The 26810-nt window shown below is 38.9% G+C and carries 23 protein-coding genes; 11 read left to right on the top strand and 12 right to left on the bottom strand.

Translation table 11 applies throughout. The features are described from left to right. Window positions 1-48: 48 nt before the first annotated feature. From cyoA to acnA, 7 genes are all read right to left on the bottom strand, one after another. Entirely contained in the window at window positions 49-1020 is a 972-nt protein-coding gene (gene cyoA, locus ABD917_RS01655) for a ubiquinol oxidase subunit II (RefSeq protein ID WP_345118395.1), read from the bottom strand. Window positions 1021-1135: 115 nt separating this feature from the next. Further along, complete coding sequence (aroQ, locus tag ABD917_RS01650; protein WP_345118342.1) at window positions 1136-1600, bottom strand: type II 3-dehydroquinate dehydratase; 465 nt, start codon at window positions 1598-1600, stop codon at window positions 1136-1138. 54 nt (window positions 1601-1654) lie between these two features. Then, the gene (recF, locus tag ABD917_RS01645) at window positions 1655-2785 is read right to left on the bottom strand and encodes a DNA replication/repair protein RecF (protein ID WP_345118341.1); all 1131 of its coding nucleotides are present in this window, start codon (window positions 2783-2785) and stop codon (window positions 1655-1657) included. 20 nt (window positions 2786-2805) lie between these two features. Then, window positions 2806-3927, bottom strand: coding sequence for a DNA polymerase III subunit beta (gene dnaN, locus ABD917_RS01640; protein WP_345118340.1), 1122 nt, complete (start codon window positions 3925-3927; stop codon window positions 2806-2808). Window positions 3928-4115: 188 nt separating this feature from the next. Then, window positions 4116-5681 (bottom strand): chromosomal replication initiator protein DnaA, encoded by a 1566-nt coding sequence (gene dnaA / locus ABD917_RS01635; RefSeq protein ID WP_345118339.1) that lies wholly within the window; start codon window positions 5679-5681, stop codon window positions 4116-4118. Between the two features lie 706 nt (window positions 5682-6387). After that, on the bottom strand, window positions 6388-6654 hold the full coding sequence (gene rpsT / locus ABD917_RS01630; RefSeq protein WP_345118338.1) for a 30S ribosomal protein S20: 267 nt from the start codon (window positions 6652-6654) through the stop codon (window positions 6388-6390). Between the two features lie 229 nt (window positions 6655-6883). Further along, complete coding sequence (gene acnA, locus ABD917_RS01625; protein ID WP_345118337.1) at window positions 6884-9568, bottom strand: aconitate hydratase AcnA; 2685 nt, start codon at window positions 9566-9568, stop codon at window positions 6884-6886. 298 nt (window positions 9569-9866) lie between these two features. Here acnA and ccmA point away from each other — a divergent pair, with 298 nt between their 5' ends. From ccmA to ABD917_RS01600, 5 genes are read left to right on the top strand one after another with little or no spacing between them, the layout of a single operon-like run. Further along, a complete protein-coding gene (gene ccmA / locus ABD917_RS01620) occupies window positions 9867-10493 on the top strand; it encodes a heme ABC exporter ATP-binding protein CcmA (protein ID WP_345118394.1) in 627 nt (208 codons plus the stop codon). After that, window positions 10490-11158 carry a heme exporter protein CcmB gene (ccmB, locus tag ABD917_RS01615; RefSeq protein WP_345118336.1) on the top strand — a complete coding sequence of 223 codons (669 nt, stop codon included), beginning with the start codon at window positions 10490-10492 and terminating at the stop codon, window positions 11156-11158. Before ccmA ends, ccmB begins: the two co-directional genes overlap by 4 nt. A 43-nt stretch (window positions 11159-11201) precedes the next feature. Then, window positions 11202-11957, top strand: a complete 756-nt coding sequence (locus ABD917_RS01610) for a heme ABC transporter permease (protein WP_345118393.1) — start codon at window positions 11202-11204, stop codon at window positions 11955-11957. A gap of 11 nt (window positions 11958-11968) precedes the next feature. Continuing rightward, window positions 11969-12220 carry a hypothetical protein gene (locus ABD917_RS01605; protein WP_345118335.1) on the top strand — a complete coding sequence of 84 codons (252 nt, stop codon included), beginning with the start codon at window positions 11969-11971 and terminating at the stop codon, window positions 12218-12220. Further along, complete coding sequence (locus tag ABD917_RS01600; protein WP_345118334.1) at window positions 12195-12848, top strand: DsbE family thiol:disulfide interchange protein; 654 nt, start codon at window positions 12195-12197, stop codon at window positions 12846-12848. The genes ABD917_RS01605 and ABD917_RS01600 overlap by 26 nt, the downstream gene beginning before the upstream one ends. Window positions 12849-13231: 383 nt before the next feature. Here the strand turns inward: ABD917_RS01600 and ABD917_RS01595 are convergent, their stop codons facing one another. Next, entirely contained in the window at window positions 13232-13759 is a 528-nt protein-coding gene (locus ABD917_RS01595) for a GcrA family cell cycle regulator (RefSeq protein ID WP_345118333.1), read from the bottom strand. 482 nt (window positions 13760-14241) lie between these two features. Between ABD917_RS01595 and ABD917_RS01590 the strand changes: the two genes are divergently transcribed. The 3 genes from ABD917_RS01590 to ABD917_RS01580 are packed head-to-tail and all read left to right on the top strand — an operon-like array spanning window position 14242 to window position 17422. Further along, window positions 14242-15423 carry an aspartate aminotransferase family protein gene (locus tag ABD917_RS01590; protein WP_345118332.1) on the top strand — a complete coding sequence of 394 codons (1182 nt, stop codon included), beginning with the start codon at window positions 14242-14244 and terminating at the stop codon, window positions 15421-15423. A gap of 28 nt (window positions 15424-15451) precedes the next feature. Further along, window positions 15452-16387 carry an ornithine carbamoyltransferase gene (gene argF, locus ABD917_RS01585; protein WP_345118331.1) on the top strand — a complete coding sequence of 312 codons (936 nt, stop codon included), beginning with the start codon at window positions 15452-15454 and terminating at the stop codon, window positions 16385-16387. A 33-nt stretch (window positions 16388-16420) separates the two neighbouring features. Beyond that, window positions 16421-17422, top strand: coding sequence for an Hsp33 family molecular chaperone (locus ABD917_RS01580; protein ID WP_345118330.1), 1002 nt, complete (start codon window positions 16421-16423; stop codon window positions 17420-17422). Window positions 17423-18199: 777 nt separating this feature from the next. Here ABD917_RS01580 and ABD917_RS01575 read toward each other — a convergent pair. Both ABD917_RS01575 and ABD917_RS01570 read right to left on the bottom strand, forming a co-directional pair. Then, complete coding sequence (locus ABD917_RS01575; protein ID WP_345118329.1) at window positions 18200-18799, bottom strand: Smr/MutS family protein; 600 nt, start codon at window positions 18797-18799, stop codon at window positions 18200-18202. 56 nt (window positions 18800-18855) lie between these two features. Beyond that, window positions 18856-19548, bottom strand: a complete 693-nt coding sequence (locus ABD917_RS01570) for a Tim44/TimA family putative adaptor protein (RefSeq protein WP_345118392.1) — start codon at window positions 19546-19548, stop codon at window positions 18856-18858. A gap of 205 nt (window positions 19549-19753) precedes the next feature. Between ABD917_RS01570 and ABD917_RS01565 the strand changes: the two genes are divergently transcribed. Then, on the top strand, window positions 19754-20236 hold the full coding sequence (locus ABD917_RS01565) for an FxsA family protein (protein WP_345118328.1): 483 nt from the start codon (window positions 19754-19756) through the stop codon (window positions 20234-20236). A 146-nt stretch (window positions 20237-20382) separates the two neighbouring features. Beyond that, entirely contained in the window at window positions 20383-20865 is a 483-nt protein-coding gene (gene secB / locus ABD917_RS01560; RefSeq protein ID WP_345118327.1) for a protein-export chaperone SecB, read from the top strand. A 49-nt stretch (window positions 20866-20914) separates the two neighbouring features. Here the strand turns inward: secB and ABD917_RS01555 are convergent, their stop codons facing one another. Next, window positions 20915-23206 carry an NADP-dependent malic enzyme gene (locus ABD917_RS01555; RefSeq protein WP_345118326.1) on the bottom strand — a complete coding sequence of 764 codons (2292 nt, stop codon included), beginning with the start codon at window positions 23204-23206 and terminating at the stop codon, window positions 20915-20917. Between the two features lie 211 nt (window positions 23207-23417). On the opposite strand from ABD917_RS01555, the gene mutS reads away from it, so the two are divergent. Continuing rightward, window positions 23418-26153 (top strand): DNA mismatch repair protein MutS, encoded by a 2736-nt coding sequence (mutS, locus tag ABD917_RS01550; protein ID WP_345118325.1) that lies wholly within the window; start codon window positions 23418-23420, stop codon window positions 26151-26153. Window positions 26154-26667: 514 nt separating this feature from the next. On the opposite strand, the gene ABD917_RS01545 is transcribed toward mutS, so the two are convergent. Next, window positions 26668-26796: a hypothetical protein gene (locus tag ABD917_RS01545; protein ID WP_345118324.1), complete on the bottom strand. Its 129-nt coding sequence runs from the start codon at window positions 26794-26796 to the stop codon at window positions 26668-26670. Between the last annotated feature and the right edge of the window lie 14 nt (window positions 26797-26810).

Genomic DNA, 26810 nt, shown 5'->3' with positions numbered 1-26810 from the left:
TTTTAAAGAGGCCTTATTTTAAAAAGGTCTCTTTCTCGATTGATAACCTCAATAACCACTAGGATCAAAAACTGAACAAAGTGCACCCCAAAGTGTCTGAGCCGCAGCACGCTTCATTAAATCTTCATTACACACCGTATTTTCATCAACACATCGATTAACAATACGGTAGTAAAGCTGCTTCTCAACAGGTGCAAAATAACGCACCTCAGCGTCCTTTTCTTTCGCAGCAATATCACCCATACGAGGCGCAATAGCAAGCTGACGATAAGATGCACGATCAAGAACTTTACCATGGACCCGCGCTTTAGAAATCCAATTATCAAAATCCTGCGATGATACAGAATGCCATTTAAACCGCATCCCTGCAAAACCATCGCCACTGTAATTTGCTGAAGTTCCGTTGAATACTCCTTGCTTATCAGCAACTAAGTGTAATTTAGAATTCATTTGCGGCATAGCATAAAGAACCGTGCCCAATTTTGCTACCCAAAAAGCATTAACAGAATTCTCTGATGTCAACTGCAATAAAACTTGGCGACCTTCAGGTGCGTAAATTTCATTGACTGCTGCAATACCATATTGAGGATAAATAAAGACCCATTTCCAATCAGTCGCCACAGCATTTATTTGCAACGGCTCCCCTTCACCAACAACCTCTATTGGAAGTGGATTCTCTGGTTCAAGCTTATAGGTGTAATAGGCCGTCAAAGCGCCTAAAACAGAAACAATAACAATTGGAATACTCCACATAAATGCTTCAATTTTATTGGAATGTCCCCACTCAGGTAAATATTCTGCAGACGTGTTTGATGCACGATATTTAATGGCCAAAAACACAACACTCACCATGACTGGGATCACAACGCACAGCATAACAGCAACACAAATAATAATCAAAATAAGCTGCTGCCGAGCAACATATCCCGCTGGGTGAAGAACGTCAAACTTACAACCTGATAAAAGCGACATAAGCCCTAAAATTACGAGCATCTTTATTTGTTTAACAAAGTTTTTCATTTCACCTGCCCCATCATACGGATCAGAAATTGCCATAAAAAGATGACAAAATCTTAACAATATGCTTACCGATTTAAAAAGAATTATCAAGTAAATTCAAATGCCCTCATTGACATTATACAACTTTTGATTCCTCTATGCCAAATTTAAGCCTCTTGGCAATATATTCAAGCGCAAACCAATACCCATCACTCCCACAACCGGCAATGACAGCATCCACACTGGCAGACGTATAAGAATGATGGCGAAACGATTCACGATGATAAATATGAGACAAATGCACCTCTACTTTTATCCCTGTAAAAATTTTTAAGGCATCAAGAATTGCAACAGAGGTATGGCTATAAGCAGCAGGATTGATTATCAATCCTGCACTTGTTCTAACTGCTTCTTGTATCCACTCTACCAATTTCCCCTCATAGTTGCTTTGATAGAAATGTACTATTACACCCGCTGTTGTTGCCCATTCTTGACAGAATTTTTCAATATCTTCTAGAGTTTCAGTTCCATAAATTTCTGGCTCACGTTGCCCAAGAAAATTTAAATTGGGACCGTTTAAAACCGTTATAATTGCAGACATCGTAAGCCTCTTCTTTTCGACCGTCATTTTTCAAAAAACTTTAGCATATTTTTATTAAAATAAAGCTCCATCTTTAATTTCAAAAAACTCTGCTCGTCCTTTTAAGGCATCAAATAAAACGCGGTCTGTTCCTGTCATAAATGTTTGCCCCCTCAAGTCATCAAGAATATCAAATAAAGCAGAACGTCGATGAGAATCAAGATGTGCTGCCATTTCATCAAGAAGAAGTATAGGAGCTTTCTGGGACATCATACCTGTTAAACGTGCATGACATAAAACCAAACCTGTTAGCAACGCCTTTTGCTCACCCGTAGAACAAGATGCTGCAGCCATGTTTTTATCAGCATAAAAAACTTGTAAATCTGTGCGATGTGGTCCTTCTAGAGTCCGTCCAGCTGCACGATCTATTGCACGGTTATGTCGCAACCGATTATAAAATTGCTCTTCAACCTCAACCGCCGATAATTTACTTAGAGCCTTTTCGACAAAACCATCAATTTGCAAAAAAGCGCGTGGAAAAGCTCTCTGCGATGGCGTTTGTACAAACATATCATTTAAAAGCCGAATGACATCAATACGTGCCGCAGCAATAGCCGTTGCCAGTTCTGCCATCTGCTTTTCTAACGCATCAAACCAAGCGTAATTCTCATTGCCATCTAAAAACAAACGATTGCGCGCACGCATCACCTTATCATAATCTGCTATGCGGCGACTATGCAAAGGATCAATAGCCAAAACCATACGATCTAAAAAACGACGCCGCTCAAGCGAAGGACCTATAAAAAGCCCATCCATAGAAGGAATAAGAATACTAATATGACAGTAATCTGTTAAGCAATCTCCTGTCTCATTTACACCATTAATATGTATTTTGCGACTATTCGTATCAATTTCGAGTGCTGTACCAATCTTTACTTCGCCATAAAGAGCACATTCAAGACGTGCAAAGACAACAAATCCCTCCCCTTTACCATTTGCCAAACTAACATCAGAATAAGCTGCACGACGCAAACCGCGGCCAGGAGAAAGAAAAGATAACGCTTCTAAAAGATTCGTCTTACCAGCACCATTATGGCCAGTAAAAACCACATGCTGACCTGAAAAATGGATATTAAAGGAAGAATAATTGCGATACCGCACAAGCTTTAGCTGTCTCACTGCCACCTTTTGCACATGACCAGCCATGCATTGCAAAACAATAGTCCCTAAACACGAATGGGCATCAACACATAAAGCGCATCTGAGTCATCATTATCACGAATCAGAGCTGGCGCTACAGCATCTGCCAACATAAAAACCATCTCATCACTCGAAAGCTGACCAGCAATGTCTAAAAGATAGCGTGAATTAAACCCTATCTCAAACGGATCAGATGTATAAGTTGCCGCTAATTGATCTTCCGCACTGCCCGAATCAGGATTATGCACAACAAGCTTCAATTGTCCTTTCTCAATCGCTAATTTCACTGCACGTCCGCGATCACTTGAAATCGTTGAAACACGATCAACAGCAGAAGAAAAATCCTGCCTGTTAACAATCAATTTTTTATCATTTCCAAGAGGGATAACACGCTGATAATCTGGAAATGTTCCATCAATTAACTTCGATGTAAAAACCACGGAACCTACAGAAAAACGAATCTTTGTCTCTGAAAGTTCTATACATACATCACCATCAATTTCTTCAGAAAGAAGCTTTTGCAATTCTCCTACGGCTTTACGAGGAATAATGACACTAGGCATACCATCAATACCTGAAGGAGCCTCCATATCAACTTGTGCCAAACGATGACCATCGGTCGCAACCAAACGCAACTTCAAAATATCATCATTCACAACATGAAAATAAATCCCATTAAGATAATAACGAGTCTCTTCAGTAGAAATAGCAAATTGCGTACAATCAAGTAAATGTTTCAACCCTGAAGCCGATAGAGAAAAACGATAACCAAACTGACCTGGAAGAGACTCTGGAAAATCTATTTTAGGAAGACACTGAAGCTGAAAATGCGCACAACCCGAAACGACAGACATCGTACTTGCTTGATTCTCATCAACTGACAAGATAATCTCACTACCATCAGGAAGTTTGCGAACTATATCATACAACAAATATGCGGGGACAGTTATCGCTCCTGCTTGTGCAACATTAACTGCAAAAGACTCCGTGACCTCTAAATCAAGATCCGTTGCTTTTAATTGCACACTCCCATTTTCTGCATCAATCAATACATTCGACAAAATAGGAACTGTATTACGACGCTCCACAACACGGTGAACACGACCAAGAGATTTAAGAAACTGACTGCGATCAACTGTAATACGCATAAAATCTCCATTACAATTTACAAGAAATTATAGAAATTCTCTAGAAAAATGACCTCTTTCCTTAAGAATCATCTGCTGAATTTTATTCAACCTATCTTAAAATGGCAAGTGACTCTTGAATATAAGAAAGAAACATACCGCCTACCCCCCTACAATATTTCTTTAAAGATCAAGAAAGACTGCAAATACTAAGCAGCCTGCTCTCCAATCAACCGTTTAAGCAACTCAAGCTCTTTGGCCAATGTCTGATCACCACAAACCAAATCTTCAATTTTACGAACAGCGTGTAAAACTGTCGTATGATCACGACCACCAAAACGACGCCCAATTTCTGGCAATGAGCGAGGCGTTAACATTTTTGCCAAATACATCGCAACTTGTCGCGGTTTGACAACTGTGCGTGTGCGACGATTAGATAACAAATCCTGTTTAGAAACATTATAATGACGTGCAACCGTACGCTGAATTTCTTCGATTCGAATACGCTTAGGCTCACCAGAACGTGTCAAATGACCCAACAGCTCATCAATCCGCTCTAAGGATAAATCAGTTTCAAACGACTGGCGGAACAAGAGTTGATTAAAAGCCCCCTCAATATCACGTCCTGATCCTAAAACTGTTTTTGCAATATACTCCAGAATATCATCCGAAATCGAAAGAACACTATCATCTTGCTGTGCTGCTTTTAATCGCAGCTTTAGCATTTTCAAACGCATTTCATAATCCGGCGCCTCAATTTCAAGGGCTACTCCTCCCTGAAGACGAGACCGAACACGAAGATCAAGCGATTCTAATTCTGCTGGTGGACGATCCGCGGCAACAACAACCTGTTTCGCACTATCAAGCAACATATTAAGTAAATGACAGAATTCATGTTGAATCGACTTTCCTTGCAAAAATTGCATATCATCAATAATGAGAAGATCAATATCTCGAAGTTGCTCTTTAAAAGAAAGAGCGTCATTATCACGAATAGCCGTTGCAAAACGCCACATAAAATATTCAGCAGTTAAATAAATAACCCGCGCAGGCGTTAAACGCTCCAAAGCCGCCGCCGCAATAGCTTGAAGCAAATGCGTTTTTCCTAAACCAACAGATGCATGAACAAAAAGAGGATTAAATCTTAAAGCACTTTTATGCCCCTCTGCAATTGAACGTGCCGCAGCTAAAGCAACACGATTAGAAGAACCCTCTACAAAACTTTCAAACGTATAACGAGAATCAAGTGGCGAACCAAAAACACCCGCTTGAACATTCTTTCCAGAATTCTCTGTGTAACTCTCAATAAAAGATTGTGTCGTTTGCTCTTCCAAAACAACAGGGGCTGCACTTGTTTTACAGGTCACACCTCCCGAAACGCGCTTCATACCGCGAACAATAACTTCAACACGAAGAATCGATGCATTCTCTTGTTTCCACAAATTTGTTAAAAGAGAACCATAGTGATTATTAATCCATGAACGTAAAAATGCTGTGGGAACAGAAAGTTTTACAAGACTACGACTATATTCAGCAAGCTTGACACGACCAAACCAACTCGTATAAGCCTCAATACCAACCTGCGCCTTCAACTGGGCCATAACCCGTGCAAAAGCCGCTGCACCCTCTTCCTCTGAAATAATAGGAAACCCTCCAGAAATATTTCTACTCACTGCTCCACCACTATCCGTCATCTTGATTACTTTTTCTGCCGACAGGATATTCACCGAAACCCTTTTAAAGGAACTAGCTTTAGAGTTCAATTTATCCACCATCTTTCATCCTGATAAAAATAAAAAATTTGTCTTGCCAAATAGCTAAAAACCAACATAGCAACGGCAAAACGCCCTACCCCAAATAAGATTACTTACCCTCCCCTAGGATAGTTTCATTACAACCCCACCAATAAAGATGACCAATAAGATTTACTTGCACTCATGATATGACCCATTTTCCTAAAACGGCAAACATACCACCCGAGAAAACTAAAAAACACGTTAGAAAACCTATCCAACATAAGAGCCTATGACAGCCTAAACTCAAGCATCTTACACTCAACACACTACAGGATAACAAACTGATGTGAACCCTGCCTGTTTTCAGTCTTCGTCAGAAACATACAAAACAGCAGAGGTAAAATGCAAGGGGTCAAAATAAAACCAAAAACTCCTATAAACCTGTTTATATAAATCAGAGATAGGAAAAATTATTGATTCAATTCATTTTTTTTCCCTAAATTTACCAATAATTAAAGAATCCATGCGGATTAAAAAAAAAAAATAAAAATGCTTGACAGAAAAGACTCTGCAAAAATCCACAAAGCTTGTGGATAACCATCAAAACTTTATAAATCGTCTCTTCTTCCTCATAGAAGGAATCATAATTGATTCCCTCTCTTAAAAAGTGATGCATTTTTGGAAAAAAAAACCAGCACCCTTCGATGCTGGCCTCATCTTTAAATCCTAAAAAAATGAAAAAGCTTTAAATGCTCAGTGCTTTCAAACGCTTTGCCAAACGCGATACTTTTCGCGCAGCAGCATTTTTATGAAAAACGCCTTTGGAAGCAGCACGCATAATTTCAGGTTCAAAATTCTTAAATGCTATTTCCGCAGATGCCTTATCGCCACCAGCCAAAGCATCATCAAACTTACGCATAAAGGTACGAACGCGCGAACGACGTGCTCTGTTAACCTGCGTGCGTGCCGCAACTTTGCGCACCGCTTTTCGTGCGGAAGGTGTATTCGCCATAAATATATCTTTCTTTTAACGCATCGGATAGGGTTAGCACAAAGACTATCTCGACCAATCCAAATAAACCAATTCAAGCAATACTAGAAAGCTGCTAATAACTGAGTGGCTTATAACGCAATCCTTAAGCCAACGTCAATCGAATTTTCACAGATTAAGTATAAAAAGCAGATCCTAACCTCTTGAAACCTTCATGATTTAAAGACAGTTCTAAACTTATAAATTCGCTTTAAACTGCCAAATTACGCAAAACATATTGCAAAATACCACCATGGTGCAAATAGTCTAACTCATCTTCAGTATCAACACGGCACAATAATGGAACAGTTTTTATCATTCCATCAGAAAAAGTGATGATGGCAACTGTTTTTTGACGAGGTTTTAAGTTATGAATTCCTTCAATGCTTACCTTTTCATCCCCCTTTAAGCCCAAAGACTTCCAGCTCGTACCCTCTTCAAATACAAAGGGAACAATTCCCATACCAACAAGATTAGAACGATGAATTCGCTCAAAAGATTGAGCAATCACTGCTTTTACACCAAGAAGGTTCGTACCCTTAGCCGCCCAATCACGAGATGATCCATTACCGTATTCAATACCGGCAAAAATAACTAATGGAACGCCTTCTTGTTTATACACCATAGCTGCATCATAAATCGCTTGCTCTGTTCCTGATGGATAATGAACTGTATAGCCTCCTTCACGACCATTTTCTCCTAGCATGAAGTTACGAATGCGGATATTGGCAAAGGTCCCACGCATCATCACTTCATGATTCCCACGACGCGTTCCATATTGATTAAAATCAGCGACTTGAACTCCATGATCCGTTAAATATTTTCCAGCAGGAGAATCAATCTTAATGGAACCAGCAGGAGAAATATGATCTGTCGTGATTTTATCACCAAACAAACCTAAAATCCGTGCATCTTTGATATCTGGCAAAACATCAGGAATCTTCCGCATATGATCAAAATAGGGTGGATTACGAACATATGTTGACTGTTCGTCCCAAGCATACGTCACTCCTGTTGGAACCTTAACTTTTTGCCAATTCTCATCGCCCTTAAACACATCTGCATATTTTTCAGCAAAAATCTTACGCGTAACATTCTTTTCGATAAATTCTTGTATTTCCTGAGAGGTGGGCCAAATATCCCTCAAATAGACTGGTTGACCATCTGAACCTGTTCCTAAAGGTTCTTTTGTTAAATCCTTGCGTACTGTTCCAGCCAAAGCATGTGCAACAACCAATGGTGGTGAAGCTAAATAATTTGCTTGCACATCAGGTGATACCCGCCCTTCAAAATTACGATTTCCTGAAAGAACTGCAGCTGCAATAAGACCCTGATGATTAATCGTTTTGGAAATAGCAGGATACAAAGGACCAGAATTTCCAATACAGGTTGTGCATCCAAATCCTACTAAATTAAATCCTAGTGCATCCAAATCTTTTTGCAGTCCTGAATTGTGAAGGTAAGCTTCAACGACTTGAGAACCAGGTGCAAGAGAAGTCTTAACCCATGGTTTGCTTTTTAGACCTTTTGCCACAGCATTACGTGCCAAAAGCCCCGCAGCAATAAGAACGCTTGGATTTGATGTATTCGTGCAAGAAGTAATTGCCGCAATCACCACATCGCCATGGCCAAGCGCATATTCCTCACCTTCAACTTGATAACGAACATCTTGCTCTGAAGTCTTCTTATAATCCTCAACTAATGCTTTCTCAAAACCTTGCCCAACGCTTTCCAAGGCAATACGCCCTTCTGGACGCTTAGGACCAGCCATAGAAGGTACAACATTTCCCATATCTAATTCTATTGTATCAGTAAAAATGGGATCGGCGACAGCTTCATCATGCCACATCCCTTGCGCTTTGGAATAAGCTTCTACTAACGCTATTCGATTCTCATCCCGCCCTGTCATATTGAGATAACGCACTGTTTCCTTATCAATGGGGAAAAAACCACAGGTTGCTCCATATTCGGGAGCCATATTCGCAATTGTTGCCCGATCTGCAAGTGTCATATGTTCCAGACCAGGACCAAAAAACTCAACAAATTTACCAACAACACCCTTCTTGCGTAGAATTTGTGTCACCATCAACACTAGATCAGTCGCCGTTACACCTTCTTTCAGTTTACCTGTTAGGCGGAAACCAATCACTTCAGGCAATAACATAGAAACGGGCTGGCCTAACATTGCCGCTTCAGCTTCAATACCGCCAACGCCCCACCCCAAAACACCCAAACCATTGACCATAGTGGTATGCGAATCAGTTCCCACACAGGTATCAGGATAAGCTGTCTGCTGCTGCTCCTCCTTCAGCCAGACGCATTGTGCCAAATATTCTAGATTTACTTGATGACAAATCCCCGTTCCTGGAGGAACAACACGAAAATTTTGAAATGCCTGCTGTCCCCATTTCAAGAAACGATAACGCTCACCATTGCGTTCATATTCATGCTCAACATTTTCCTTAAAAGCCATGGGATTGCCAAAATCATCAACGATAATGGAGTGATCAATAATAAGATCAACAGGAATAAGAGGGTTGATTTTTTCAGCATTCCCTCCAAGTTTGACCATAGCATCACGCATCGCAGAAAGATCAACAACCGCAGGAACACCTGTAAAGTCTTGCATGAGGACGCGTGCAGGACGATAAGCAATTTCGGCACCAGCACTGCCTTTATCATTTAACCATTTAGCAACGTTTAAGATATCTTCTTTCTTAACCGTGCGTCCATCTTCAAACCGTAATAAATTTTCAAGAATTACTTTCATCGAAAACGGTAAGTGAGAAATGCCGTTAAGTCCATTTTTCTCCGCTTCGATCAGGCTATAATAAGTATATTCCTTGCCACAAACATTCAAAATTCTACGACAATTAAAGCTATCAATTTGAGTCACGACTGTCTACCCTCATACTACAAACCATCCAATTTTCCGGAACAAACAACACAAACTACGAGTCAAGGTCGCAGCTTGAGTGCAGACGCAATAACTTCTCCCTCCCATTTCCTCCTCTGCCTTTTTATCAGCAAATTCAGAAATCGACACCAAAAACCATTCTTCACCAGATCTTGATGTAAGATATGTCTTATAGAACTATTTCTAGAACTATTCTAGGTAAAATTACATAAAAAACGTGTTTTTTATCTTATAATGCAATAAAGATTATAGAAACAATAGAAAAATGGGTAAACACATGGTGTTATCGGGCATAGATTTAGCAGCTCACAGAAACGAAGAGATTCTGTTCCAAGGCCTTTCCTTTTGTTTACTCCCACAACAACTTATGACAGTCACAGGTCCAAATGGAATCGGAAAATCTACATTACTGCGAATTATTGCCGGTCTTCTTAAAGCTACGCAGGGCAATGTCATCCTTAAAGAACAAGAACAAATATATCCTGTAGCAACTGCATGCCATTATCTTTCCCCCCAAAATGCTATGAAATCTTTTTTGTCCGTCATCGATAATTTACAATTCTGGTCAGCATTTTATGGACAAAATCTACGCTCTCCCCATGAAGCTCTTGCCGATATCGGTCTTTCTGATCTTGAAAACTTACCCTTTCATATTTTGTCAACTGGGCAAAAAAGACGGGTGGCTATTGCCCGCCTTTTGCTCTCCTATCGTCCTATTTGGATTTTAGATGAACCAATATCTGGAATTGACAGCTATGCTCAAACTCTTCTTGGTCATATTTTTCAATGTCATCTAGACCAAGGAGGTATGATTATCGCTGCAACACATAATCCTCTCGGCATTCCAGAAAACCATAACATTGTTCTGGAAAAATTCTTACCTCCCCAAGAAAAAAAAGAATGAAAGCACTGTTCTGGCGTGATCTTAAATTAACCTTAGCACCACAAACCTCTTCATTAAAAGGGCTGTTGTTTTTCATCGCTGTTATTATCATAACCCCTTTCGCCATTGGACCAGATCCTAAAATACTTACACAAATAGGTCCTGGCATATTATGGTTTGGAGCTCTTCTCGCAGGACTTCTCAATCTCAATAAAATTTTTCAAACCGATCATAATGATGGAAGTCTTGATCAATTCATTCTTTCTGGACAAAGACAAAGTTTTACACTGATGGTATTTACCAAATGCCTCGCCCATTGGGTAGGAACAATGCTTCCGCTTATTTTTATTACACCAATTTTAGCATTCATGCTCCATCTCGATACTGTAACAACTTTTACAACAATACTCACTCTCTTATGTGGAACACCTGCTATTATTTTTATTGGCGCTATAGGAGCTGCCCTTGCAACGTCATTGTTACATAGCTCTCTTCTTATTTTTATCATTATTTTACCATGGATCATTCCCATTATGATTTTTGGCGTTTCAGCTGCTACAGCTCCAACAAATCCAAATATCTCTTTTCTGAGTTCCTTGACTCTTCTTATCGCTTTCTCACTTCTTTTGAGTCTTTTTAGTTCTGTTGTCACAGCTATAACGCTCAAGCTTTTATCAGAAGAGTAAAAGATAATTGCCGCACAGCAAAACTCTGCCTATTATAAATTCCATGAATGAAATATCTCACAGACATAAAATGGGGACACTCCCAGTAAGTTTAACCCGTTTTATGAAAATAAGCAGTGTTGTTTTACCTTGGTTAACCAGTGTGACATTGGGCCTTCTTATCCTAGGACTTATTCTGATTATGCATTCTCCTGATGACTATCAGCAAGGCATTACTGTCAAGATTATGTATATTCATGTACCCTTCGCGTGGCTCTCTACATTTTGTTATGTTATCATAAGCGCTGCTGCTTTAGGGAATCTGATTTGGAGATATCATCTTGCTGATGTGGCACTTAAATGTGGTGCGCCTATTGGAGCAGTCTTTACAGCTTTGGCCCTGATGACAGGCGCACTTTGGGGACGCCCTACATGGGGAACATGGTGGGTATGGGATGCACGACTCACATCGGTTTTAATCTTATTTTTTATCTATCTTGCCATCATCATGCTTGCTCGTGCTTTTCATAATCAAGAAAAAGCTGCACGCGCAACAGCAATTCTCACACTCGTTGGACTTGTAAATATTCCCATTATCAAATTTTCCGTTAATTGGTGGAATACACTCCATCAGTCGGCATCACTATTACGTTCAGGAGGACCAACAATCGAACCTGCTATGTTATTGCCCCTTATTACGATGCTCTTTTGTTTTAGCTTTCTGTTTATTTTGCTCTATTTGATAGCTATGCGCAACGAAATCAACAGTCGTCATATCCAGCTACTTCAGAGAAAAAAAGCCCGTCATGCACAACATTAGGAATCTTTATTATGCCTGATTTTAATAGTATTCATAGCGGACTTTTGGGAAATCTCTCTCAGCAAATTGACTGGTTTCTTGGTACTCTTCACCACAAGCAAATTGTTATTTTAAGTTACGTGCTTTCCGCAATCTTCCTTCTCTGCTTTATTGGACATATCCTTTGCAAAGCTCTCTATCAAAAAAAAATTCTACAACAGTTGAATAAAAAAGAACTGTTTTTGAAGGAAAAACATAATGAAAAATACCTCTCAAAAAATTAAAAAAAACACATCTTTATCTATCATTTTTGGTCTTTTGGGGCCATTTGTGTTTTTTTCTCTTCTCATTGTGCTTTTCTTCTATCTTATAGGGAGAAGATATCCCAATGATACTTCTCTTCTACCAAACAGCTATGTTGAAAAATCTGCCCCCCAAATAAATCTTCCCCTTCTTGACAATGAAAATCATCTCCTCCATTCAGACCAATTTAAAGGACGTATAACATTGGTCAATTTTTGGGGATCTTGGTGCTCATTTTGTCGTAAAGAACATCCGTTTTTGATGAAAATTGCACAAGATAAACGTTTTGATCTTATTGGCATTAATTATAAGGATAATAAAGAAAATGCTCAGCGCTTTCTGAATCGTTTTGGGAATCCTTTTAAAGTAATTGGCTTTGATGCTTCAGGATATACAGCCATTAATTGGGGAGTATATGGAGCACCAGAAACCTTCCTTTTGAATAAAGACTGCATTATTATTGCCAAACATGCAGGTCCCTTAACATGGCAAATTTATCAAAACAAAATCCTACCCAAAATTGAAAAGGCCATCATGCAAGAAAATACCCCAAACAACAATACATTAATGCATAAAGATAAAGCGTTACTTTCCCATATTGAAGAATGAGAATAGGGTTTAAATTTTTTATCTCTCGCTTTTATGATAGATCCTTAAAAACTTGATCACATGTTATAGTAAAAAGTGATCGATGGATAAAATACTCAAGAAAACGCCCTTTGCATTCTTGTGGGGCTTAATGCAAAAGTAGCTGTATATTAGGGATGGGTAAAATAGAATAACTAAAAAATGAGTTCTTTAAGACTAATTACGTAACTGAATAAATACTGTAGACACTTTAGAAAAGTGTAAAGCTAAATTGAAATAAAAGCTAGTGAAAATAGAAAAAACTTCTCTTTTCAGCAAAAGCCTACCCTCACAAACTCCTCTCTCATGGAAAACTCTATCTTAATGATAAAATAGAAAAGCCAATATACGCTACATTCAAATTATTATATTCTTATCCGCCGTCTTTCAGATACTGGCTGAAATGCTATTTTAGCATGAAAAGCACAGTAGGGACTATTTTCACCGGAATCAGCACCACAAAAATGAAAATCTGATGATAAAGGATCCCCAACAGGCCATCTACATGTATTCTCACTCAATTGCAAAAGATTAAGATGGCGTGATATAGGTACAACGACATTCGGTTTTTCAGGCACATCGGGCTCTTTTACATCCTCGGCTACAAACTCTACCTTTAAAGTTGTTGCTCCAACGCTGCAAGACGTAGCGCTCGTTGGTAATACTGTCGCTGGTGCGCGACGCATACGCGGAGATGATGGACTAGCAGGTGTTTTTTGTGCACGCACACTCCCTTGTGCTGTTTTACCACGTCCCGGTAACTTTAACCGATGCACTTTACCAATCACCGCATTCCTGCTGACCCCACCTAACTGGGCGGCAATTTGACTTGCACTCAACCCCTCACTCCAGAACTTTTTAAGAAGTTCAACGCGTTCATCTGTCCAACCCATATCAGCACTCCATTCTGATTACCTCAATGAGATGCTCCCCTTTGCATCTTCAAACATTCAAATAATGTCTCCAATGAATCGAATGAAAAAAAATTACCCACCCTAAGCATAACAATTTCACCCAACTTATGGAACTTAAAACCTTAACACAACCTTACTTGCTGATTTAAACTACAATATGCACAGACTCTCTGACAAGAGTCTTTCCCTCTTGAAGAGTTTATTTAGAATGTTTTCCCCAACTTGCAAATCAAGTATAGACCAAACTATCGTATTTGTTTAGGATTTGCCCCTACCAATGCTTATTGCAGAACCTTTATTGACTTTTTATCCATTTCTGTAAAGACCTATCACATGGGTGTAATAATGGATTATGTCATGAAATGATAATTACTATTGCATCTAAAGGTAGAACACCGCTTTATTTATCGCATTGTTTTGTTTATTATATAGTAAAATTTATAACACAAAAGGAAATGATAATGAGCACTACTGCTCTACAGCCACTTTATACGTGTTTTGCTCGACGTAATCTACATTTTAAACAAGGCAGTGGTATCTGGCTTATTTCCGATAAAGGAGAGCGTTATCTTGACTTGACAGCTGGTATTGCTGTTAATGCATTAGGATATACACATCCAAAGCTGGTTGATACCCTCAAAAGACAAGCTGAAAAACTTTGGCACATTTCCAATCTTTTTCAATCACCTGAACAAGAGGAATTTGCTGCACGGCTTTGTGCAAACAGCTTTGCTGAAAAGGTTTTTTTCTGTAATTCTGGTGCTGAAGCACTAGAGTGCGCATTCAAAACAGCTCGTCATTATCATTATGCATCTGGCCATCCAACACGCGTTGAAATTATTACTTTTGAAGATGCATTTCACGGACGCACACTTGCAACGCTTGCTGCTACTGGAAACAAAAAATATCTTGAAGGCTTTGGACCAAAAGTTGATGGTTTTATTCAGGTTCCCTTCTGTGATGAAAAAGCTTTACGAAATGCCATCAATAAAAATACTGCGGCTATTCTTATTGAACCTATCCAAGGTGAAGGAGGAATACGAACGGTTCCTCACGACTATTTAAGATTTCTGCGCAAAATATGTGATGATCATAATTTGTTATTGATTTTAGATGAAGTCCAAACGGGTATTGGACGAACAGGAAAGCTTTTTGCTTATCAATGGAGCGATATCACACCTGATATTCTTACCCTCGCAAAAGGACTTGGGGGTGGTTTTCCGTTGGGAGCTTGTCTTGCAACAGAGAAAGCTGCAAAAAGTATGACACTAGGGACCCATGGTTCAACCTTTGGAGGAAATCTTCTTGGAATGGCGGTAGGCAATAGTGTTCTTGATATTATATTAGAACCAAGCTTTCTCCACCGTGTTCAGAACATGGGCGATAAATTTAAAAGTGGACTTTCGAGAATTCTCAATATCTATCCTCATATTATCTGTGCAATTCAGGGAGTAGGCCTTATGATAGGCATTCAATGTGTCGTTCCCGCAAATGTTGTCGTGAATGCCTTAGAAAAGGAATATGTTCTATGTACTAGTGCCAACAATAACGTAGTGCGCTTGTTGCCTCCTCTTATCATTACGGAAGAAGAAGTCGATGAAAGCTTGCGTCGTATTGAAAAAGCAATTTCTTATCTTTCGTAAACAAACAAAAAAGGCAAGTATCATAAACATGACAAATGCGCTTCATCACTTTACCGACTTATCCGCTTTAACCCCACAAACAGCACGTGCTCTTATCGATTATGCGAAAAGTCTTAAAGCCTCTTTCAAAGCTGGGAAAGGTTCAAAACCTTTTGTTGGTAAAACACTGGCAATGATTTTTGAAAAACCATCTACACGAACCCGTATTTCATTTGATATCAGTATGCGCCAGCTTGGGGGAGATACAATCATGTTAACGGGATCAGAAATGCAACTTGGTCATTGTGAGACCATAGCTGATACAGCACGTGTTTTATCGCGTTTTGTGGATATCGTTACATTACGAACAACAACGCATAACCGAATGCTTGAATTGGCGCAATATGCACAAATTCCTGTTATTAATGCCCTTACAGATGATACACATCCTTGTCAAATTTTAGCTGATATCATGACCTATGAAGAACATCGTGGCCCCATTGAAAGCAAAATATTTGCGTGGATGGGAGATGGCAATAATGTGCTTCATTCCTTGATCGAAGCAGCCGCTCTTTTTAACTTTCATTTGCGTATTGCTACTCCGAAAGATAGTGAGCCACAAGAAAAATTTGTACTCTGGGCTCGTGAACGAGGAGCTCATATCACACTGACCCACAATCCCCAAATGGCGGCTAAAGATGCCGATTGTATTATTACCGATACATGGTTTTCCATGGGACAAGAATTTCGTGCTCGCAGTCATGCTATTTTTCAACCCTATCAAGTCAATGAGGCTTTGATGAAATTAGCCAAACCCAATGCTCTTTTCATGCATTGCCTTCCTGCTCATCGTGGTGAAGAAGTTGTCGATGCTGTGATAGATGGAGCGCATTCCGTTGTTTTTGACGAAGCTGAAAACCGACTCCATGCCCAAAAAGCAATTCTTGCATGGTGTTTACAAGATGCATTTTTCTCTTCACAATAGCCAGTCAAAATGGATCATATAAAAGGCAAAGATATGCACGAACAAACCACAGATGAATCTTCTTTCAACAATATCCACTTGAAAGAAGATAATACTGTTATTCCCTTTCAAGTAGAAGAACTGGATATTCGTGGGCGCGCTGTCCAACTTGGTGAAACTTTAAATTCTATTCTTACAAGACATCAATATCCTGAACCGGTTTCTTATCTTCTCGCAGAGGCTTTAGTTTTGACCGTTCTACTTGGAACTTCCCTAAAACTTAAGGGAAAATTTATTTTACAGACCCATTCCAGTGGGCCAGTTAATATGTTAGTATGCGATTTCTCTCCTCCCTCTCATCTGCGTGGTTATGCACGTTTTGATAAAGAACAGTTAAAACAAGTGATAGCCAATGAGAAAATATCTTCAGAAATCCTTCTTGGAAAAGGCACTTTAGCCTTCACCATCTACCAAGGCTCTCATACACAACCCTATCAGGGTATCGTTGCATTAGAGGGAACAAACTTACAAGAAGCTTCTCGTATTTATTTTGATCAATCAGAACAAATTCCCACCGATATCCGTTTGGCAGTCGCTATACTGGTCAATCGAAACCAACAGGGAAAAACACAGAAAAACTGGCGAGCAGGAGGGCTTTTGACCCAATTCTTACCCAAAGCATCATCCCACTCTAAAATAGAAGATCTAGGTCAAAAACAAGAAGAAACGCATCCCCATGTACAACTTGAGAACCAATGGCAAGAAGCTAAAGCGCTCACAGCAACTATTGAACGTGCAGAATTGACAGATCCCCAAATTGGCAGTAAGCGGTTATTATTCCGTCTTTTCCATGAATACGGTGTCAGAGTTTTTAATCCGTTTTCTGTTGTGGACCAATGCTCTTGTTCGCGTAACAAAATTAAAGGAATGCTCGAAGGATTCCCCCCTGATGAACGAAATGAAATGGTTAAAAATCAATATATCTCCGTCACATGTGAATTTTGCTCAACAACTTATCGTTTTAAACTGAAAGAATTTTCTGAAGAAAAAAACTAATAAATATTTCTTAAAAATAAGAAAATTCTTACTGTCACTAAAATTGTTTTCATTACGCAACTGAAATTTAGAGACAACTCATATCAACCTTTGCAATCCTTTTTGTATCTTATTCTCTGAAAGAGATACCGCTTCTTCCTTACCGAAACAATCATATATCTTTTCAAAGATTTGCTCATGCCATATATTTCTTACAAAAAGAATTCACTTTTTAAATTATGAATATATTGATTTTTAATAGTAAATTATCACTTTCAGATTCAATCAATATGAAACAGTTGAATACAAAAACAGGTATAGAATGGAGATTGTAAATATAATGATGGTTCTGTTTTGTTGATTGATAAACATACAGAGTGAGAGTGAAAAAACTTCTTTACCCTATCTGTCCCAAATCAAAAGTAAAGATAAAATATTTTATGCTCTTTTATCAAAAATCATCGATAACATCTATCAATCCCAATATGCTGCTATGCTAACCTAAAGCATAAAAAATAAAGACAACAAATAAATATTTAACTCTTGAAGAGAGTAAGAATCTTTTAAAAATTTTGTAGAATTTTGGATATTCTTTATACAGGTCGTTATTCTCCGAATATTTTTTGAATTTATACTAGTTGTTTCTTTATAAATTTGCTTAAATAAAATTATTGTTTATAAAAATCGGCCACAATGATGCGAAACTCAGAATTAAATTTTACGCTTCCAGATTACTGCCAAGAGAATATAACTTGTAAAATACCATAATGGACAAAGAAAGATTAAGCCTAAAATAATTCAAATAACATCATGCCCTTTATTTGGGGCAAAACGACGCAGCCAGATATAAAGCGCACCTCCACCACCATGTTGGCGAGCCGCCTGCTCAAAGGCATGAACATAATATCGGAAAGTTGGTGTTGATAACCAGTGAGGAACAAACTTATATAAAGCACCTTCACTTCCAGGTGATCGGCCTTTTCCTGTAATCACAAGCACATAACGTAATCCATTCAGCTGAGATAATTGTAAAAATTTTTTTAAGAAAAAATAAGCTTCTTCCTGCATACAGCCATGAAGATCAAGACGCGCTTCTATAGGATAATGACCTTTGGCAATCTTGCGATATGTAACACGATCAAAAAAATGAATCTTATGTGCTTGTGCAACCGTTTCCTTTTTTATTTTAATAATTGTTTGTTTCTGTTTATTTTCTTGAGATAATGGAAATTTCGGTGTTACGCACTGTTTTTCATTACTAACACTTGCCGCATCTTTTGTAAGAGAAGAATGGATCTTATCATGAAGTGGTGTTATTGTACGGCACACCCTCTCCCATAAAAGATGATCTTGTGGAGTCAATAATTCCTTTTTGCGTCTCCCTTCATCCATAGACATTTCAATCGTCAATCTCTTACTGAGCTTATTTATTATGATCTTATGGAAAAAAGAGCTTAATTTTCATCTTCTGTTGCAAAAAGTTTCCAATTTGGATCTGACGATAGGCTGTTGCGAACAAAAGTCCAAACATCTCTAATTTCTACTATAGTATCAGAATCACCATCTATACGCTCTCCTTGCTCATTGTAGGTTACAGAAATCATCTCACTGATAATCCGCACCGTTACAAATTCATCCCTATCTTGTATTGCTGCTGAAACAAACTCTATTTTATTAATTCCAACAAAAGTAAACTGAACTTTTTCATTATTGTTTTCACGTTGCTCAATAGCAGCACAAAAACTTTCAAAAACATTTTGAGAAAGTAATTTTTTAAGTTGATCTCTATCACCTCTAGCAAAAGCCGTGACAATCATTTCATAAGCAACTTGAGCACCTTCGATAAAAAATTGAGGAGAAAAATGAGAATCAATTTTGCGAAGCGCTCGCAAACTTTCATTCAGTGCACTGCCTTCTGGCGAAATAGCATCAATTTCGCTAAAATCATTCTTTTGCGAATTATCCTGATGAGGGAACGAAACAATATTATCGGCCGTTTCTACATCAGTTTGTTTTTTAGAACAACGCGTATAAGGATCAAAGGGAGGCTTTTCAAAACCAATCCGTTTTCCTAATACATTACGCAGTTGCACAAAAACGATAACCATAATAACAAGAGCTATGACAAGTATAACGTCAAATTCCATGGGGGCTGTCAATCTCCAAACCTTAGATGATCTGTAATAAACATTGCAGTCAATACCATTTATCAATAAATATGTAAAATAAGGAATCTACGATTCAAATATTTTTATAGCTTCTTATATACTTTTATAACCTTTATTCGCGTATGTTTAAAAGGATAGCTCTTATAATCTTCTACCCTAAACTACCCTATAAGGAAATTTTCATTTGATAAAGTCTTACCCTATAAATCTTCGCTTTTTTATCATTATCTTCCTTATCGCTCTATTAATCGAAATTGCTGGCTTTATTTTTGTAGGGAAAGAAATTGGCATTCCAGCAACTCTGAGTTTGGTTGTTCTCACAACAATAGCTGGAAGTATTTTATTGAGAATTCAAGGAGTTAGTCTTTTAAAAAATATACAACATGAACTTATTCAAGGACATAGACTGGAAAACAATATTATCAACGATGCCTTCGTTATTGTGGGCGCAATTTTGCTTATTCTTCCTGGATTTGTAAGCGACATTTTGGGAATATTAATCCTTATTAAGCCAATTCGTTCTCTTATTTGGCATTTCCTTTCATCATTTAAAAATAAAACCAACACTCAAAATGATTCTGAAAAAATTATTGATCTTAATGCAGAAGACTACAAAGTTCATTATACTACAGAATCTCCATGGCGTAAAAATGATGATAATCATTAAAATGCCCCTAAAATCTGTAGCCAATTTAAAAAATAATCAAGACAAGAGTAGCGTTTCTTGCAACCTTTTGCAAGGCGTGATAACCAGCTTAATTCGTAGATCTAAAATAGAAATATATACATATAATAACTGAGAAGGTTTGTATTATGGCTGAAGGTGAAATGAACAACAGTGGTGGAGAGCCAGTTTTTGCTGTGTTAACTCAATATTTAAAAGATTTCTCATTCGAGAATCCAAGTGCTCCCCGTTCACTGCGTCCGCGTGAAAAGTCACCACAAATCGATATCAATATTAATGTCAACGCGAATCCAATTGGTGATGATAACTATGATGTCGTTTTGTCACTCTCCGTCAAGGCCAGTGACGACGCTGAAACACTGTTTCATGTAGAACTCATTTATGGTGGTGTTTTTCATATTAAAAACATTCCACAAGAGCATGTTATGCCTCTTGTTTTTATTGAATGTCCTCGTCTTTTGTTTCCATTTGCGCGGCAAATCATATCTAATGCTACCCAAAACGGTGGTTTTCCACCTTTGTGGATTGATCCAATTGACTTTGCAGCATTGTTTCAAAAACGTCTTGCTGAAGAACAAAACGACAATCAGAGTCAGGTACAACCATCTTAAAAATTTGTTTTTTATTATAAAAAAGGCCCTGAAATATCAGGGCCTTTTTTTACAACTTTTTTGCATGATACGCTGCTAACATTGCAATATTAACGATATCCGTATCATTTCCACTAAACGGTATAATTTGAACAGACTTTTCCAATCCAATCAAAATGGGACCAATAATGGTTGCTTCACCAAGCTCTTGCAACATTTTGCTCGCAATGGAAGAGGTATGATAGTCAGGCATTATTAAAATATTAGCTGGTTCTGTTAATCCCATAAAAGGATATTGTTGCATCAATTTCAAATTAAGTGCTACATCAGCACTCATTTCTCCATCAAATTCAAAATCAACTCCACGTTCATGTAAAATATGAACAGCATCCTGAATATGCTGCGTAACCTTTCCTTTCATATAACCAAAAGTAGAAAATGCTAAAAATGCCACCCTTGGTTGATATCCAAATCCATGAACAAAAGAAGCTGTTTGTTCTGCTATATCAGCAAGTTCTTCCGCGTTAGGATCCTCGTAAACAGCTGTATCTGCAATAAACACAGTTCGCCCACGGCAAATAGCCATCGAGATACCAATTAACCGTTCTTTTGGTTTTTCATCAATAACACGACGTATATCGATCAATGCTGTTTCATAATTACGTGTTACCCCTGTAACCATTGCATCAGCTTCCCCTAATGCCACCATACAAGCAGCAAAATAATTGCGATCATTATTAATACGATGATGACAATCACGTAATAGCCAGCCTTGACGCTGCATCTTTTTATAAAGGTAATTCGCATAAGCATCTGTACGACAAGAGAGCTTAGCATTCATAAGTGAAATACCTTCACGCTCAAGGTCAATACCGGCAATAGCAGCAGTTTCTCTCACCTGTTCTTCACGACCAATCAAAATTGCTTGTCCAAGTTTTTGATGAACATAGGAAACAGCCGCCCGCATGACTTGCTCTTCTTCTCCCTCTGCAAAGACAATCTTTTTTGGTGCTTGGCGAACATGGTTATAAACTCCACGCATCATGGAAGAAATGGGGTCACGTCTTGCACTCAAATCACGTTCATAAGTCTCTAAATCATCAATATGTTTTTGCGCAACACCGCTTTCCATTGCTGCTTTTGCCACCGCTATTGAAACGACCGTGAATAAACGTGGATCAAAAGGAACGGGAATGATGTAATCTGGTCCGAATTTTAATCGCTTTCCACGATAAGCTTCCACAACACTGTCAGGAACCTCTTCATGAGCCAACTGCGCTAGAGCTTTTGCAGCAGCAATTTTCATATCATCATTAATAACCGTCGCCCGTACATCAAGTGCACCACGAAAGATATAGGGAAAACAAAGAACATTGTTAATCTGGTTTGGATAATCCGAACGACCTGTTGCCACAATGGCATCATTACGCACTTGCATAATTTCTTCTGGTGTAATTTCTGGATCGGGATTGGCCATAGCAAAAATAATTGGCTGTGATGCCATTGATTTGACCATCTCAGGAGTAATTGCACCTTTAGCAGAAACCCCAAAAAACATATCAGCGCCTTCCATTGCTTCGGCAAGTGTGCGTTTATCGGTCCGAAGAGCATGGGCGGCTTTCCACTGATTCATTCCCTCCTTGCGCCCTTCATAGACAACACCCTTCGTATCGCAGAGTATGATATTTTCAGATCGAAATCCCATTGCTTTAATCAATTCAATACAAGCAATGCCAGCAGAGCCAGCACCATTACAGACTAACTTCGTATTTTGCATATCACGTCCTGTTAAATACAGAGCATTCAGTACGCCAGCAGCCACAATAATTGCTGTACCATGTTGATCGTCATGAAAAACAGGAATATTCATGACTTCGCGTAAGCGACTCTCAATCATAAAACATTCTGGTGCTTTAATGTCTTCAAGATTGATGCCACCAAAAGAAGGCTCCAAATGACGCACTAAATTAATAAAATTTTCTGGATCGTTTGTATCAATTTCTAAATCAATGGAATCGATATCTGCAAAGCGCTTAAAAAGCACTGCTTTGCCTTCCATTACCGGCTTAGATGCAAGCGCACCTAAATTGCCCAAACCTAAAATAGCTGTTCCATTTGATATAACAGCCACAAGATTTCCCTTTGTTGTATACTCATAAGCCAACGCTGGATTTTGAGCAATTGCTTTAACTGGAACGGCAACACCTGGTGAATAAGCAAGTGCTAAATCATGCTGTGTTGCCATAGACTTTGTTGCAATAATTTCAAGCTTTCCAGGTCGACCGCAACTATGAAAATCAAGAGCTTCTCGCTCACTAACACTATAAATTGTTTGAGGTATTTTTTGATTTTGTTTTTTCATTTCACTCAATTATCTCCAAAACAGTGTCAATTTTGCTCTACGATACGTGTAATTGCCCGATTTTAAAATTTGATTCATATATGAGAAATCGCTATGTTTGCTTTAACAAACCTGATTACACGTTTCAATTCAGAGATAATGAAGATAAGTATTACTGAAGTAAACAAAAAAGGATATCAAAGCCTCACTTGAAGGAGACAGACTCGTAAACATGGATAAGAAAACTAACCATAAAAATAATTTAATTCCTCAGTCTGCTTCCTCATCCGCTCTCCATCAACAACGTCTTACACCTATGATGGAGCAATATATAGAAATCAAAGCCGTCAATAGCGATTCTCTTCTTTTTTACCGCATGGGTGATTTCTATGAATTATTTTTTAATGATGCAGTTGAAGCTGCTCAAGCTTTAGGAATCACACTCACAACACGTGGTAAACATTTGGGTGAAGATATTCCTATGTGCGGGGTTCCCGTTCATGCTGCTGATGATTATTTGCAAAAACTCATTGCTTGCGGTTATCGCGTTGCCGTTTGTGAACAAACAGAAGATCCTGCAGAAGCTAAAAAGCGTGGATCAAAATCGGTTGTTCGACGTGATGTCGTTCGCCTTGTTACACCTGGAACTCTTACCGAAGAAAAACTTCTTGATCCAACCCGCGCAAATTATCTGATGACACTTGCCCGCATCAAAACCAGCGACGGAGAGGATTTTGCTCTTTCTTGGATTGATATCTCAACAGGCATATTTCGTGTAACAGAAAGTCGTCATGAAAAACTTCTGGCAGACATTATGCGCGTAGATCCTCAAGAAATTATTGTCGCTGACTCTTTTTTCCATGACAAATCCCACAAATCACTTTTTCATGTTCTTGATCGCATTGTTTTGCCTCAACCTGCTAGTCTCTTTGACACCGTCACTGCTGAGCGCGATATCTGCGGTTATTTTAAACTCTCAACCCTTGAAGGGGTTGCCGATTATTCTCGCCCTGAACTCTCTGCAATCGCTGCTGCTATTCGTTATATCGAAAAAACACAAATCACGCATCGCCCTCCTCTGATGCGTCCTGAACGTCAAAATGAAAGTGCTACCCTTTTCATTGATGCTGCAACCAGACTTAGTCTTGAGCTTGTCCGAACCACTTCAGGACAACGTGATGGAAGCTTATTAAAAGCTATTGATCGCACAGTAACGGGAGGGGGATCACGTCTTCTTGTCGATCGTCTTATAGCGCCCCTCACCACACCCTCGGCTATTGATCATCGTCTCGATTCTGTTGCCTTTTTTTTACGAAACACCTCGCTTGCAGAAGCTATAAAGCTTATTTTGAAAGGGGGGCCAGATATGCCCCGCGCAGTGTCACGTTTGGTGCTTGGTCGAGGAGGCCCCCGTGATATGGCTGCAATCAAGCGTGGTTTTGAAATTATTCGTGAAATTAACCAGCTTTTTCATGATCAATTGCTTCCCCAAGAAATCAGTGATGTACAACAAGTTTTCTTAGATTTGCCGATTGCCTTACATGATCATTTAGAACGAGCATTAGCAGATGACCTTCCTCTACTTAAACGTGATGGTGGTTTTGTTCGTCCTCAATATCATAAAGAGCTTGATGAAATGCGTGCTCTCCGTGATGAATCACGCCGTTTTATTGCCGAACTTCAAACACAATATGCCCAAGAAACAGATATTAAGACTCTTAAAATCAAGCATAATAATATTCTAGGCTACTTCATTGAAGTCACCAATGTGCAAGCAACCGCACTCACCAATAGTCCTCAAGCCAAAGCACGTTTTATTCATCGGCAAACAATGGCGAATGCTATGCGCTTTACCACAACAGAGCTTGCTGACCTTGAAAGCCGTATTGCCCATGCCGCTCACCACGCACTGACACTTGAACTAGAAATTTTTGAGACTCTTGTGCATGAAATGACTGAGCAGATTGATTTCATTCGTAAAGCAGCTGAAGCACTTGCTGTCTTGGATGTATCTGTTGCCTTAGCACATCTGGCCGAAGAACAAGGATATTGTCGCCCTAAAATTGATCATTCTCTTACCTTTCATATCACCGCAGGACGTCATCCTGTCGTAGAACAAGCACTGCGCAAACAAGCAGCGGAACCCTTTGTTGCCAATAATTGTGATCTCTCTGTAGAAGAAAATCATCAATATCCAGCAATTTGGCTTTTGACAGGTCCAAATATGGGAGGAAAATCCACTTTTTTGCGACAAAATGCGCTTATTACTATTATGGCGCAAATGGGATCCTTTGTTCCGGCAACTTGCGCACATATTGGCGTCGTTGATCGCCTCTTTAGTCGTGTTGGTGCTTCCGATGATCTTGCAAGAGGGCGCTCAACCTTCATGATGGAAATGGTGGAAACAGCAACAATTCTTAATCACGCTAGTCACAAATCCCTTGTTATTCTTGATGAAATTGGACGAGGAACATCAACCTTTGATGGACTTTCCATTGCTTGGGCAGCTGTGGAATATCTGCATGAAGTGAATCGCTGTCGTGCTATTCTTGCTACCCATTTTCATGAAATGACAGCACTGACAGAAAAGCTTAACCGCCTTCATAATGTAACAATGAAAGTTAAAAATTGGGATGGTGAGGTGGTTTTTCTTCATGAAGTCACACTAGGAGCTGCAGACCGATCCTACGGCGTACAAGTTGCAAAACTTGCTGGACTTCCGCCAGCAGTTATTGCTCGGGCTACAGATGTTCTACACCAATTAGAACAAGGTGAAATGGCTGGAAAAGGACATAAACTCATTGATGATTTACCGCTTTTTTCCCTTAAAGAAATATCTCCTGTAAATGCAAAAACACAAGAACATTGCGCGCTTCATGAGGCTTTAGCAACTATTCACCCTGATGAACTTTCCCCTAAACAGGCTTTAGAAGAACTTTATCGCCTCAAGCAACTGGAAAAAAGCTAAATCCCTTATAAAAAATTAAAGAAGGCATTCTTCCCTTGATCATTCTAACGCTATCGACCTCTTCACTGTATAATCATTGCTTTCACACAATGTCTCTTAAAGAACAATAAAGTAGAGACCGAGAAAGAAATTGTACCATACTTTCTGTAAGCTAATTATTTTTATACAAAAAAGCAATTTTTAGCGCCCATAATCATTAGAACAACACTTGTCATTTTGATACACTCTGACTTTCAATATTCTTCTAGAACATGTAAAATAATCAATTTTTAATTCTGCTTTCGACTTTTAAAAGTATCTCAAGCAATGTCCTTTAAAGAATGGCGATTGCGCATTGCTTTACACTTTTTTTCTCTCGTTTTTACATAAAGTCACGACCTTTATGTAAAACAGAACGCCACCCAATTGCACATGCACGTGCTTTTTTAAAGAAACATTTCTTAAGGCACAAAAGCCAGTTTCACAGAGCCGACCATAAATGGTATAATGATAAAGCCATTAAGTACCGTCATCTTTACGCTTGTGGAGGAGCAAGCCGACACCAGAATTTACTTTGCCAGCCTTCAATATTGCCACTACTCTTGCCTTTGAGAGCATTCATAAGAGGTATTTTTACTCCTTTCTTGTCCAGTTTTACCCACACGCTAGCCCCGCTTT

The organism is Bartonella pachyuromydis (assembly GCF_039543065.1).
GTDB lineage: Bacteria > Pseudomonadota > Alphaproteobacteria > Rhizobiales > Rhizobiaceae > Bartonella > Bartonella pachyuromydis.
This window is presented reverse-complemented; position numbering and strand designations above follow the sequence as displayed.

Excerpts from the sequence above, each read along its gene's own strand:
- recF (WP_345118341.1), bottom strand. The coding sequence starts at position 2,785 with ATGGCTGGTCATGTGCAAAAGGTGGCAGTGAGACAGCTAAAGCTTGTG.
- dnaN (WP_345118340.1), bottom strand. The coding sequence starts at position 3,927 with ATGCGTATTACAGTTGATCGCAGTCAGTTTCTTAAATCTCTTGGTCGT.
- ccmB (WP_345118336.1), top strand. The coding sequence starts at position 10,490 with ATGAAAGCACTGTTCTGGCGTGATCTTAAATTAACCTTAGCACCACAA.
- mutS (WP_345118325.1), top strand. The coding sequence starts at position 23,418 with ATGGATAAGAAAACTAACCATAAAAATAATTTAATTCCTCAGTCTGCT.
- ABD917_RS01580 (WP_345118330.1), top strand. The coding sequence starts at position 16,421 with ATGCACGAACAAACCACAGATGAATCTTCTTTCAACAATATCCACTTG.
- ABD917_RS01555 (WP_345118326.1), bottom strand. The coding sequence starts at position 23,206 with ATGAAAAAACAAAATCAAAAAATACCTCAAACAATTTATAGTGTTAGT.
- argF (WP_345118331.1), top strand. The coding sequence starts at position 15,452 with ATGACAAATGCGCTTCATCACTTTACCGACTTATCCGCTTTAACCCCA.
- ABD917_RS01575 (WP_345118329.1), bottom strand. The coding sequence starts at position 18,799 with ATGTCTATGGATGAAGGGAGACGCAAAAAGGAATTATTGACTCCACAA.
- ABD917_RS01590 (WP_345118332.1), top strand. The coding sequence starts at position 14,242 with ATGAGCACTACTGCTCTACAGCCACTTTATACGTGTTTTGCTCGACGT.
- rpsT (WP_345118338.1), bottom strand. The coding sequence starts at position 6,654 with ATGGCGAATACACCTTCCGCACGAAAAGCGGTGCGCAAAGTTGCGGCA.
- ABD917_RS01570 (WP_345118392.1), bottom strand. The coding sequence starts at position 19,548 with ATGGAATTTGACGTTATACTTGTCATAGCTCTTGTTATTATGGTTATC.
- ABD917_RS01605 (WP_345118335.1), top strand. The coding sequence starts at position 11,969 with ATGCCTGATTTTAATAGTATTCATAGCGGACTTTTGGGAAATCTCTCT.
- ABD917_RS01610 (WP_345118393.1), top strand. The coding sequence starts at position 11,202 with ATGAATGAAATATCTCACAGACATAAAATGGGGACACTCCCAGTAAGT.
- ABD917_RS01595 (WP_345118333.1), bottom strand. The coding sequence starts at position 13,759 with ATGGGTTGGACAGATGAACGCGTTGAACTTCTTAAAAAGTTCTGGAGT.
- secB (WP_345118327.1), top strand. The coding sequence starts at position 20,383 with ATGGCTGAAGGTGAAATGAACAACAGTGGTGGAGAGCCAGTTTTTGCT.
- dnaA (WP_345118339.1), bottom strand. The coding sequence starts at position 5,681 with ATGGTGGATAAATTGAACTCTAAAGCTAGTTCCTTTAAAAGGGTTTCG.
- ccmA (WP_345118394.1), top strand. The coding sequence starts at position 9,867 with ATGGTGTTATCGGGCATAGATTTAGCAGCTCACAGAAACGAAGAGATT.
- aroQ (WP_345118342.1), bottom strand. The coding sequence starts at position 1,600 with ATGTCTGCAATTATAACGGTTTTAAACGGTCCCAATTTAAATTTTCTT.
- cyoA (WP_345118395.1), bottom strand. The coding sequence starts at position 1,020 with ATGAAAAACTTTGTTAAACAAATAAAGATGCTCGTAATTTTAGGGCTT.
- ABD917_RS01600 (WP_345118334.1), top strand. The coding sequence starts at position 12,195 with ATGAAAAATACCTCTCAAAAAATTAAAAAAAACACATCTTTATCTATC.